Below are 12060 nucleotides of genomic sequence, written 5' to 3' on the forward strand. Positions count from 1 at the left end.
ATAATAGGAATAAATCAAAGGAGTAATGCTATGTCTTTTACGAATCCTGTACATCGGATTGCACGCAGGTCAGTGGTTGGTCATGAGGGTGAATGGGTAAAGTCGTTCGATCCTCCACAAGAGAGTCCGCCAACTCCTGAGCTTTTGATTCCAACGAATCCAGTACCTAAGTTTGTTGCAGAATCTATACCAGGTGCTACCATGCAAATACCAAATAATCAAAGAGTCCACCTTATGCACGGCAGAGACCTTACGATGTGGGACTGCAGAAAGATAAGATTCTTCCTAATTAGTAACCCTGATGTTCCAGAGACATCGGAAGGAACCTTTCCTGGTCCTACGATACGGGTACCCCGCGGTGTAGTTTTTCATAGTTATGTTGAAGCACACGGTCAGCCTGCACATACAATACATTGGCATGGAATCGAGCCTACTGCGATGAATGATGGAGTTGGACACACCTCTATGGAGTTGGGTCAATACACGTATCAGTGGCAGCCAAATCATATCGGAAGTTATTTTTATCATTGCCATCGAAGCACGATTCAGCATTTCGACTTTGGATTATATGGGTTTTTGATTGTCGAGCCGCCCGATGCCTATGACGCTAGTGATGGCAAAAGTGTTGGCGGATATCCACGCCGGACAGCTGGAACCTAGCGAAATATCCAACTTTCCCTGGGTTTATTGGCGGCAACCTTGAGAGTGGTGATCCGCATGCCATGACTGTTCCTTATGATGTGGAAGCTCTTTGGGTTATTGATGACATTGACTCAGTTTGGCGTGAGCAAGCTGATCATGCGCATCAGACTTTCCCAAAGATGGGTGATGAACCTGGAGTCAATGATGATTTTCACGAAAATGACAGCGGAAGTTATGATTTCTTTGCCTTTCATGATTACAATCCGGATTACTTTGTCGTTACCGGGGTTAATTTCCCAGGACGCATTGGCAGTAAGGTATCGATCCGCCCTGGATTAACGGTTCCTGCGGGGTTAAATAGCGGTGTGGCTGGAATGCAGATTTCTATTAACGCCAGGAGAAATGAGACGATCCTTGTCCGATTATTATGTGCAGCCTATACAAAAATTAAGATTACCTTTCCAGTCGATGTCGTGGTTATAGCAGTAGACGGTCGGTCTCTGGGTGTACCTCCATTTGGCCGTTACAATGAACCATATACCATTAGCACTGGAACTCCGATTGAAATGTCAACTGCCCAGAGGATGGATGTCCTAATTAGGTCTAGCAGATCTCTAAGCTCATATGGTCAGATCGAATATAGACATCACTTGAGCGATGCATTTCTTTTAAACGGAAGAATACCAATTGTGATAAAATAAAAGAGTCCTAAGTGTTTCTGACACTTAGGACTCTTTTATGCTTATTTGATTTTCTTTAAGCTTTCACTAACAGTCTTAATAATGAAATGGATATCTTCCTGCTTGATAGTTAATGGCGGTGATAATGTTAATACGTTATTGTATCCAGCAACAGTTGCTCCGTTTTTACCTATTAATAACCCTTCCTGTTTGCAGTTGGCAATTACTTGATTAACTAGCGTTACATCTAAAGGTTCCTTCGTCTTCTTATCCTTCACTAATTCAATTCCAACCAATAATCCCTTTCCACGTACATCCCCTACATATGGATGATCTTGCAGAAGATTAGTTAATTCATTGACAACTTGTTCACCAAGGTCACGCGAGCGGTCAAATAGGTTTTCTTTTTCCATAATTTCTAGGTTTTTTAATGCCAAGGCACAAGCAGCTGGATTGCCGCCAAAGGTGTTCACATGGCGGAAGTAATCATATTCTTCCGTTCCTTTAAAGGCTTCGTAAATTTCTTTCCGTACGGCTGTTGCGGATAACGGAAGGTACGCACTCGTAATCCCTTTCGCCATTGTAATAATGTCAGGCTTAACATCGTAGTTCATAAAGCCAAAAGCTTTTCCAGTTCGCCCAAAGCCGCAGATGACTTCATCTACAATTAGTAGAGCACCATGTTTGTCACAAACCTCTTTGGCTGCCTTCATATATCCTTCAGGCGGCACTAGGATTCCCCCGCCCGTAATAATAGGCTCCATAATCATCGCTGCTATCGTTTCGCTCAGCTCCCACGTCATGGTCCGGTCGATTTCTTTTACCGATGAAAGTTCCCTTGGATCACTTACATTCACATCATCCCGATAAGAATCTGGCGGAGAAACATGAATGAATCCTGGAGCGAGCGGCTCATATTTATATTTTCTTTGTGCCTGACCTGTTGCTGCTAGAGCCCCCATTGAATTCCCATGATAGCCACGATAACGGGATATTATTTTGTAACGATTAACATCCCCTTTTTGCTGATGATATTGACGGACGATTTTAAAAGCCGTTTCATTCGCCTCTGAACCGCTGTTTGAGAAAAAGATGACGTATTCATCGCCAAGCATCTCATTTAATTTTTCAGCCAGTTTGATAGCTGGGATATGGCTTTGCGTCAGTGGAAAATAAGCCATTTCCTTTAGCTGTTCATACGCTGCCTCGGCAAGCTCTGTTCTTCCATAGCCTACATTCACACACCATAAGCCAGCCATACCATCTAAATAACGCTTTCCATTGGCATCGGTTACCCAAGAACCTTCTGCTTTGGTGGCAACTATAGTTGCATTGGGATTATAAGGTTTCATAGAATGCCATAAATATTTATCATCCTGTGCCAGTAATTCTTCATGCGGACGACCTGTTTGAACCATGGCTCCGTCCCTCCTTTTTTATGCTTCAAAACGGGATGTAATCATTTTTTTACGCGTATAGAAGTTTAAGCCGTCTTTCCCATTTACATGGAGATCACCATAGAAGGAGTCCTTCCAGCCTGAAAATGGAAAGAATGCCATAGTTGCCGGAACACCAACGTTAATACCGAGCATACCCGCGTCAGCTTCTTCACGGAATTGCCGGATTGCCTTTGCATTATTGGTATAGATGGTAGCTCCATTTCCATATCTAGATTTTCGAATATATTCCAGTCCCTGATCTAAATCGCTGGCTCTAAGCAGGCTTAAAACCGGGGCGAAAATTTCGTCCTTGGCAATCGTCATTTCAGGTGTAACATGATCGAATATGGTTGGTCCTAAGAAATTCCCTTCTGGATAGTCACTCATCTCTTTGCGTCCATCGCGGATTAAGTCAGCACCCTCTGCAATTCCTTTCTCAATGTACCCGAGAACCTTGTCACGATGTTCTTTTCGAATAACAGGAGTTAATAACACCTCGTCATCCATTCCATTTCCGATTATTAGTTCATCTGCTTTTTTCGATAACGCCTTAACGAATGGTTCATTGTCACCAATAACCACAACCGCACTGCATGCCATACAGCGCTGCCCAGCGCTTCCAAACGTTGAAGAGATAATATGCTGCACCGCCTTATCCATATCGGCATCTGGCATGACAATATGATGATTTTTCGCTCCAGAAAGCGCTTGAACTCTTTTTCCTTTCGCCGCTGCTCGTTCGTAAACATACTTTGCAACCGGCTGAGAACCAACAAAAGAAATGGCCGCGATATCTTCATGATCGAGTAATCCATTTACGACATCATGTGCACCATGAACGACATTTAATACTCCAGGAGGAGCCCCAGCTTCAGAGAACAACTCTGCTAATCTATTGGCTAAAATCGGTGTTCGTTCAGATGGTTTTAATACAAAGGTATTTCCGCAGGCAATGGCTAAAGCAAACATCCAAAGCGGTACCATCATAGGAAAGTTAAATGGGGTGATGCCGCCAACAACGCCTAATGGATAGCGGAACATTTCCGAATCAATCTCTTCGGCAATACCTGATAATGTTTCACCCATCATTAAGGTCGGTGCCCCTGAGGCAAATTCTACACATTCAATACCTCTCTGAACCTCCCCATATGCCTCTTTAAATGCTTTACCATTTTCTTGAACAATGAGTCTTGCTAACTCCTCATGGTTATCACTTAATAGACTATGATATTTAAAGAGGATTCTTGCTCGTTTTGGTACCGGAACCTTTTTCCACTTGCTAAACGCTTCCTTCGCAGCCGCAACCGCCGCGTTAACATCCTCTTTCGTCGAAACTGGAACTTTAGTGAGTAATTCATTTGTTGCAGGATTTGGGACATTTAGCGTCTGACTGCTGTTTGAACTTACCCAAACCCCATTAATAAAGTTTTGTAGAACAGTAGTATCCTTTTTAGTTACGCTCATATATTCGCCTCCTAGTTAAATAGATGAATGGTAATCATATACATTCATTATCTCGTATCGTTGAAAGTTGTTCATTAGACATACTGTAAGAAAACCCCTTCATTTTCTTACACAAAATGAACACTACGTAATATATTTTTTACTGTTTGCGAGATAGGGTGATAAATAATCTTTTACAAGTAGCATGAACTCAAATGTTACTCGTTTTTCATGGTCCATAAAATCCTTTCCAAGAAGATTCTCCAATTTTTCCAGCCGGTGGTATAAGGTCTGCCTTACAATAAAAAGTTTATTGGCCGTTTCTTGTTTGGAACCATTACATTCTAAATACGTTTTTAATGTTTCTAACAGCTTACTGTTATACTTTTTATCATATTGAATGACGGGCTGTAGATATTCCATGACAAGTTCCTGTAAATCTACATGCTTACTGATTTGGGATATGAGGCGATATAAATGTAAATCCTCATAAAAGTAAATTTTTTCTTTCGACATTTCTTGTTGAATACGAAGTGTTTCTTTTGCTGTTTGGCAGCTCATATGTATATCTGTTAATTGCTCAACGAGCTTACCTGCCGCCATATATATCTTTGCTGTACGCTTCTTCCTCAGAAACTCTGAATCCTCAATTGACTGTATTGCTTTTTTTAATCGATCCTTAATATTCTTATTCGGACGATTATTTAATAAAATGAATATCACTACATTTCTTTTTTCAACCAAAAATACAGTGAAGCCATTCTGTTCAAAGACAGAACGAAATAATATTTTTATATAGGTTGCGTCTTGGTTCTCTAACTCTTTAAATGAATGTAACTTGGCTAGTAAAACAACCGCTTCAGTAGATTTTGGTTTTATCCCGTGTTCCAGTAAATATTCGTTAATACTATCTAAGGAATGGTCACCCTCTAGCCAGCCTTGGAGCCACTCAAATTCTTCGACCCTCTTTTTTTCTTCAGCATATAACTCTCGTAAGTCGCTAATTTTCCTGTATTGTTTGTTAATAATAAAGGTATGAATATCCTGTGTAATTTCAACAAACGGAACTTCTTTTTGAAAAATAATAATCGGAAACTTTTTTTCTTCCGCAATCTTGATGGCTACTGCTGGAATTTCTGACAAATAAGTTCCCATTTCAATGCAAAGACCTGCTGCATTCGTTTCTACCAGTTGAATGAGCATAGAAACAAACAAGTCCTCATTCTCTGTCCATGCCACACCCGTTGAGAGGATAAGTTCATCTCCGTTTAAAAGATTTCGAATGTTTGTTACTTCGACAACGTGAACCCATTTTACAATCCGATTCAAACCATCTTCCCCAGCTATCACGATCGCTTCTTCGAAGTGCTTCCGTGATAAAATATCGGAAACCCTTAATGGTAAATGCTCCTTCATCCTATTTCTCCCAACTATAAACATAAATTTTCAAAAGAGGATTGGTTATAAGAACCAATCCCCCTTTCTTCTCAGCTCATCTTATGCCTAAATTCTGTTTAATAAGTAAGCTGGAAAAATACTTTCTTGCATTGGCAGTGCCAATAAGCAATGTTTCCTTTTCTTTACTGGCTGGGTGGTAAAACTCAACAGAAGCCCCATCTAAGTGTTCATGGACAGCATTAATTCGAAAGCCCTTTTGGATGAAAAAATCCAGCTTATCTCGTTCAGTAAGATATTGTTGATATTCCGACATCGTTTCCTCCTACAATTGAGAGATTTTCTTTAATCAAATTTTAAACCAGCAGGTGCTTCCTCGATGACAGACTCAAATTCTTCTTCAATCACCCAATCACGTCCAACTGAAATTCCTAGATATTTGTCATCACTCGGATTCTCAATTTCAGCCTGTTGATACTTCTTAAACCACCAGTATTTCGCCAGGACATAATAGATAGCAGCTCCAAGCAGGAAACCTACTAAAAATCCATATGCCGGGAGTAAATAGGAGACATAACCGCCAATAATCCAAGCAATAAAGCCTGCAAGATTCACACCACCCCAATATCTAAATTGACCATGGTCTTCGTATAACTCCGGCACATTTACTCGTCTTTTACGGAGTAAATAATAGTCCGCAAAGAGAATACCAACGATTGCTGATAATATGCCGCCAACGATTAGAAGGATAGGAATGATGACACCAAATAATTCCCACGGTTGAACGATTGTACCAACGATTCCTGCTGTGATAACACCTGCCCAAAATGGAAACTTTGGTCCGCCTACATTAGAGAAAATCGTTGCAGCGGGAACCACGTTGGCAGCAGTATTCGTTGACCACTGAGCTAATACAATCATCAACAATAAAACGGCAAGGACAATTCCGCTTGCAGACTCTTGAAGTGCAACTACAGGGTCTGCATTTAATACGGCAATGTAAGATACTGCACCAATGATAATCATGAAGGTCTGCGTTAATGGCATCGAAATAAGGTTTCCAATTAAAGAACTTTTATTTCTTTTAAACCAGTTTTTTTCGTTTGCAGGAGCTTTAATAAATCGCGAAATCGTTGGAATATCAGCACTCAATGTTGCCCAGAAGCCCATGTTACTAAAAATAACCACCATAAAAGCAGTAACTGCCGCACCGCCAGTAACAGGTGATTCTACCCAGCTCCAAACATCTCTTCCCGCTGCTTGTGCTTGGTCAGATAAAGAGGAATACATCCATATCGAGATTAAGAGTATGATTGGCGCTGCTAAATCTGCAAACCGTTCAATTGATTTAATTCCTAATGCGGTATTAATCAATTGGAAAATTGCAAAAATTATGAAGCAGACGAACCAATTATCAAAACCAGATAAAATATTTAGAATGCCGTTCATTGCTGTCGCACCAAAATAGGTATTAATGCCAAACCAAGCTGATGCAGTAACTCCCCTAGTGATCGAAGGAATATGGGTTCCGATCGTTCCAAACGGTGCTCTCATGTACACAGGAAATGACAAGCCATGCTCTATGCCGATATCCGCAATTAGGGATATAAAAAATCCGATCGCGAGTGAACCGATAATGGTTGCAAGAATGACAAGCGGCAAGGAGAGACTTTGGACCCCTGCACCGCCAATGGCAAAGGTTGCGAGCACCACTACCATCCCAACCCACATAAATGAGTATCCTAGCTTTGTAACTTTTCTGTCTTTTTGTTGAATTGGTAATAAATCTGAAGATTTTAAGTGGCTTTTTTTCATATGAACACTCCTTTTCGGTTAAATTAAAGGCTGTGTTGATTGGGCCTGTTGATTTCCGCTACACTAAGGAAAGCTTCTTCGAATAATCACCGCAGTGACAGGCGGTCTTGGCCAGTCACGAGGCACTTCGCTTTCTGCGGGCGTGCCAGGGAGCCTCCTCGGCGCTTAAGCGCCTGTGGGGTCTCCCCAGCCCCGTACTCCCGCAGGACTCTGAAGTACTTCCTCGAATCCGCCCACGCACGAAGAAAATGCGATAGCATTTTCGAGGAGTCTTCGTGCCTTTCGCTCCAATCAACAGGGTGCAAATCAACAATTTGCTCGAACACAGCCAAGATTAATAGAATTTAAATAATCAAATTCAATCACCGACAACAACTGAGGTTATTTAGGGCAATTGCTTGCTTTATGTAAGCAATTGCAGGAGTCGTTCAACAATGAATGGAGAAGTGGTATTTTATCTAATGCTGTTAAATAGGTAGGGTTTCGTTTTGGTTTACTGGTGCATTCACATTGTATTTGGCTCTCTTTAGATATTGGCCTGATCCTGGCTTGCCGACGAACTGCTTATCCCGGACGACGAATTCTCCTCGTGATAGAACGGAAACAGGTTCACCTGTGACTTTCATGCCTTCAAAGGCATTATAATCGACTGCCATATGGTGAGTTTCGGCAGAGATTACTCTTTCAACTTGCGGATCAAAGATGACGATATCAGCATCCGCCCCCACTGCAATGGTTCCTTTTTTCGGGTATAATCCAAATAATTTAGCCGCTCGGGTGGAAGTTAAATCAACAAACTGGTTAAGACTTATCCGTCCCTTCTTCACTCCCTCAGAGAATAAAATTGATAGTCGATCTTCTATAATCGGTCCACCGTTTGGAATTTTAGTAAAATCATCTTTTCCTAAATCCTTCTGTCCTTTAAAATCAAAGGAGCATTGATCAGATCCAAGAGTTTGCAGTTGGCCGCTCTTTAAAGCATTCCACAAAACTTCTTGGTTCCATTTTTCTCGTAATGGAGGCGACCAAACATATTTTGCACCTTCAAAATTTGGTCTTTCTAGGTAACTTTGATCTAATACTAAATATTGTGGACAGGTTTCACCCCACACATTAAAGCCCTTGCTGCGTGCTTCAGCTATTTTTTCAACTGCATCCGCACAAGAAACGTGAACCACATATAATTGGGAGTTTGCTAGTCCGGTCAGTGTGGCTGCTCTCCCTGTCGCTTCTCCCTCTAACTCAGGCGGTCTTGTCAGTGCGTGGTAGATTGGATCTTTGTTTCCTTCTGCAATCGCCTTTTTCGTTAAATAATCAATGACATCACCATTTTCAGCATGGACCATTACAAGCGCTCCATGTTCTTTCGCTGAAACAAGGGTTCGGAACAGTGTGTCATCATCTGCTTGAAAAACGTTTTTGTAGGCCATAAACACTTTAAAAGAGGTAATGCCTTCTTCTTTGATCACATAAGGAAGTTCGCTTAAGACATTTTCATTAATTTCAGCAATCATTAAATGGAAACCATAGTCGATTACCGCTTTTTCCTTCGATTTAGCATGCCAGGTTTGGATCGCATTTTTTAATGGTTCACCTTTCGTGGTTAGGCAAAAATCTATTACCGTCGTAGTTCCCCCAAAAGCTGCCGCCTTTGTTCCCGTCTCAAAATCATCCTTTGTCACCGTTCCTCCAAAAGGCATATCTAAATGGGTATGAGGATCAATCCCCCCAGGAATAACAAGACAGCCATTGGCATCAATTATTTCTGCTCCTTGTGATGAAAGATTCGTGCCAATCTGAGATATTCTTCCATCTTCAATTAATATTTCCGCTATATAAGTATCTGAAGCTGTTACAATCGTCCCGTTTTTTATCAATTTCTTCATACAATATCTCCCTTCTTATTTGTGAATATCAATCTTACATTCTGCTGCTAGACTCAATGCCGTCTGTCGTTCATTCCAGGACATTGGCGGCAATTCATTTGGTACTTCCACCATATCAATTGCTCCATCAACTGGGCAGATAATCGAGCAAAGATTACAGCCAACACAATCCTCTTCTCTAACCTTCAAATAGCCATTCCCGTTTTCGTCTGTTAACCTATCAATACATTGATGAGAGGTATCCTCGCAGGCAATATGGCATTTGTTACAGTTGATGCAAACCTCAGTGTTGATTTTTGCGACAATATTATAATTAAGATCTAAATTACCCCAATCCGAATATTTTGGAACAGATTTACCAATGATTTCGCTAACAGATTTAATACCCTTGCCATCTAAGTAATGGCTTAGTCCTTCAATCATATCTTCAACAATACGAAATCCATGATGCATAGCAGCAGTACAAATTTGCACTCCAGTTGCACCCATTAACATAAACTCTACGGCATCCTGCCAGTTCGAGATCCCGCCAATTCCCGAAATCGGAACATTAATATTTGCATGTCGAGCGCACTCTGCCACCATATTTAAGGCAATTGGCTTAACAGCAGGACCACAATAGCCTCCATGTGCTCCCTTGCCGGCAACATGAGGAATCGTATTCCATGTTTCCAGGTCTACTCCCATTAAACTATTAATGGTGTTAATCATACTGATAGCGTCGGCACCGCCATTACATGCAGCTTCAGCAGTAGCTGTAATATCCGTAATGTTTGGTGTTAGTTTTACAATAACAGGAGTTTTTGCCACTTCCTTTACCCAATAAGTCTGCCGTTCTACTAAGGCTGGTACCTGACCTGAGGCAGACCCCATTCCTCGTTCAGCCATTCCGTGCGGACAGCCAAAGTTTAGCTCCAGACCATCGACCCCAACATCCTCAACACGTTTAACTAATTCATGCCACTTTTCTTGTTTTGGCTCCATCATTAAAGAGGCAATAATCGCATGGTTTGGAAATCTCTTTTTCGTTTCATAGATTTCTTTTAAATTAACATCTAATGGCCGGTCCGTGATCAATTCGATATTATTGAACCCAGCAACCCGCTGTCCGTTAAAACTTATCGCCGCAAACCGCGAGGAAACATTTAAGATGGGGTCGCCCAATGTCTTCCAAACGGCACCGCCCCACCCCGCTTCAAAGGCTCGCTGAACCTGATACCCTGAATTAGTTGGAGGTGCAGAAGCTAACCAAAATGGGTTAGGAGATTTTATTCCTGCAAGATTAATACTTAAATCAGCCAAATGAATTCACCCCTTTTTAATAAGAAACATCCTTTATCTATAGAAAGCGCTTACATGATTATATTCTTTTTTATTTCATATTATTGTGTTACACCAGCTGCTTTAAATTGTTTATAAATGCTATGCGCTACCAGTTTCCCTTGCTGTGCAGCGGTAACGACCATGGCATCGCCATTACCTTTTCCAAAAACAACATCACCACACGCATATATTTTGGGATTGGAAGTTTGATAGGTTTCTTTATTTACCTGTACGACACCACTATCATGCAGTAGTTCTAGAGCTTCTATTAACTCTAGATGCCTAGTTTGGCCTATCGCTTTGATAACCGCATCCACAGGAATCACATATTCAGATCCTTCAACTGGATTAGGTCTTCTACGCCCGTCTTGATCAGGTTCACCAAGATTCATTTTGATACATTCAATCCCGGTTACCTTCCCACTTTCATCGCCAATAATTCTCTTAGGTGCCGTTAACCAGCGGAATTCCACGACATCTTGTTTGGCAAATTCATATTCAAAATCATAGGCTGTCATTTCTTCTTCCGTTCTCCGGTAAAGGATTTTTACATTTTCTGCTCCTAAACGTACGGAACAGGTAGCACCATCAATGGCCGTATTTCCCGCACCGATAACAACCACGCGCTTTCCAACAAAATCCTTAGTTAATTTTCCGCTTTTTGTTCCCTTTACAAATTCAATGGCATCAAAGACTCCTTCGAGATCTTCACCTTCGATACCCAAATAAGGAACATGTGCCATGCCAACTGCTAAAACAATACAATCAAAATCTTTAAGTAAATCGTTTATAGGTACATCTTTACCAACACGAGTATTGGTTTGGATTGTTACATTTAGTTTTTCAACTTGTTCCACTTCCCAGTAAGAGATGGATTGTGGAAGACGGAAAGAGACAATTCCGTAAGTATTTAATCCCCCCGCTTTTTCAGCAGCTTCAAATATCGTCACTTTATATCCAAACCGGGCTAATTCTCTCGCAGCAGAGAGTCCAGCAGGTCCGCCGCCCACTACAGCAACAGCTTTACCATTAGGTATTCCAGGCTCGAATAGGGTTTGTTCATTTTTGATGGCCCAATCAGTGGCATATCTCTGGAGATTTCCAATCATAATGGGTTTTGTGGAATGATTTAAGACACAGGCACCTTCACACAGCTCCTCTGTTGGACACACTCTAGAACAGCTTGCTCCAACTGGATTCGAGGTCATGATCGTTTTCGCAGAACCAAGTAGATTTCCTGAGGCAATTTTTTTTATAAAAGTTGGGATATCGATTCCTGTGGGGCATGCCTTAATACATGGGGCATCAAAGCAATAAAGGCAGCGATTTGATTCTTCCAACGCTTCTTGACTGGTAAGTGCACGTTCTACTTCTTGGAAGTTACGTTCTAGATTGATAGTGGAGATTCGCTGTATTTTTTCCAATAAAAAGCCCTCC

10 protein-coding genes are annotated in these 12060 nt (G+C 41.3%); 2 read left to right on the top strand and 8 right to left on the bottom strand.

Translation table 11 applies throughout. From position 1 onward, the window contains the following. Positions 1-30 precede the first annotated feature (30 nt). Both F4694_RS04075 and F4694_RS04080 read left to right on the top strand, forming a co-directional pair. Positions 31-660 carry a multicopper oxidase domain-containing protein gene (locus F4694_RS04075; protein ID WP_179595626.1) on the top strand — a complete coding sequence of 210 codons (630 nt, stop codon included), beginning with the start codon at positions 31-33 and terminating at the stop codon, positions 658-660. 62 nt (positions 661-722) lie between these two features. Further along, a complete protein-coding gene (locus F4694_RS04080) occupies positions 723-1343 on the top strand; it encodes a hypothetical protein (protein WP_179595627.1) in 621 nt (206 codons plus the stop codon). Positions 1344-1384: 41 nt separating this feature from the next. Here the strand turns inward: F4694_RS04080 and F4694_RS04085 are convergent, their stop codons facing one another. From F4694_RS04085 to F4694_RS04120, 8 genes are all read right to left on the bottom strand, one after another. Continuing rightward, positions 1385-2740 carry an aspartate aminotransferase family protein gene (locus F4694_RS04085; protein ID WP_179595628.1) on the bottom strand — a complete coding sequence of 452 codons (1356 nt, stop codon included), beginning with the start codon at positions 2738-2740 and terminating at the stop codon, positions 1385-1387. Between the two features lie 18 nt (positions 2741-2758). Next, the gene (locus F4694_RS04090) at positions 2759-4225 is read right to left on the bottom strand and encodes a CoA-acylating methylmalonate-semialdehyde dehydrogenase (protein WP_179595629.1); all 1467 of its coding nucleotides are present in this window, start codon (positions 4223-4225) and stop codon (positions 2759-2761) included. A gap of 123 nt (positions 4226-4348) precedes the next feature. Continuing rightward, positions 4349-5620, bottom strand: a complete 1272-nt coding sequence (locus F4694_RS04095; protein WP_179595630.1) for a PucR family transcriptional regulator — start codon at positions 5618-5620, stop codon at positions 4349-4351. A 76-nt stretch (positions 5621-5696) separates the two neighbouring features. Beyond that, positions 5697-5915 carry a hypothetical protein gene (locus F4694_RS04100; RefSeq protein WP_179595631.1) on the bottom strand — a complete coding sequence of 73 codons (219 nt, stop codon included), beginning with the start codon at positions 5913-5915 and terminating at the stop codon, positions 5697-5699. 29 nt (positions 5916-5944) lie between these two features. Further along, positions 5945-7414, bottom strand: coding sequence for an NCS1 family transporter (locus tag F4694_RS04105; protein ID WP_179595632.1), 1470 nt, complete (start codon positions 7412-7414; stop codon positions 5945-5947). Between the two features lie 467 nt (positions 7415-7881). Next, positions 7882-9300 (bottom strand): dihydropyrimidinase, encoded by a 1419-nt coding sequence (gene hydA, locus F4694_RS04110; protein WP_179595633.1) that lies wholly within the window; start codon positions 9298-9300, stop codon positions 7882-7884. Between the two features lie 15 nt (positions 9301-9315). Next, on the bottom strand, positions 9316-10602 hold the full coding sequence (preA, locus tag F4694_RS04115) for an NAD-dependent dihydropyrimidine dehydrogenase subunit PreA (RefSeq protein ID WP_179595634.1): 1287 nt from the start codon (positions 10600-10602) through the stop codon (positions 9316-9318). Positions 10603-10682: 80 nt separating this feature from the next. Continuing rightward, positions 10683-12047, bottom strand: coding sequence for an NAD(P)-dependent oxidoreductase (locus F4694_RS04120; RefSeq protein WP_257029121.1), 1365 nt, complete (start codon positions 12045-12047; stop codon positions 10683-10685). Positions 12048-12060 lie beyond the last annotated feature (13 nt).

Origin of the sequence: Neobacillus driksii (assembly GCF_013409995.1) — a bacterium.
Taxonomy (GTDB): domain Bacteria; phylum Bacillota; class Bacilli; order Bacillales; family Cytobacillaceae; genus Neobacillus; species Neobacillus driksii.

What these genes read in the sequence shown, in the direction of transcription:
- F4694_RS04075 (WP_179595626.1), top strand. Translation starts at nt 31, where the DNA reads ATGTCTTTTACGAATCCTGTACATCGGATTGCACGCAGGTCAGTGGTT.
- F4694_RS04080 (WP_179595627.1), top strand. Translation starts at nt 723, where the DNA reads ATGACTGTTCCTTATGATGTGGAAGCTCTTTGGGTTATTGATGACATT.
- F4694_RS04085 (WP_179595628.1), bottom strand. Translation starts at nt 2,740, where the DNA reads ATGGTTCAAACAGGTCGTCCGCATGAAGAATTACTGGCACAGGATGAT.
- F4694_RS04090 (WP_179595629.1), bottom strand. Translation starts at nt 4,225, where the DNA reads ATGAGCGTAACTAAAAAGGATACTACTGTTCTACAAAACTTTATTAAT.
- F4694_RS04095 (WP_179595630.1), bottom strand. Translation starts at nt 5,620, where the DNA reads ATGAAGGAGCATTTACCATTAAGGGTTTCCGATATTTTATCACGGAAG.
- F4694_RS04100 (WP_179595631.1), bottom strand. Translation starts at nt 5,915, where the DNA reads ATGTCGGAATATCAACAATATCTTACTGAACGAGATAAGCTGGATTTT.
- F4694_RS04105 (WP_179595632.1), bottom strand. Translation starts at nt 7,414, where the DNA reads ATGAAAAAAAGCCACTTAAAATCTTCAGATTTATTACCAATTCAACAA.
- hydA (WP_179595633.1), bottom strand. Translation starts at nt 9,300, where the DNA reads ATGAAGAAATTGATAAAAAACGGGACGATTGTAACAGCTTCAGATACT.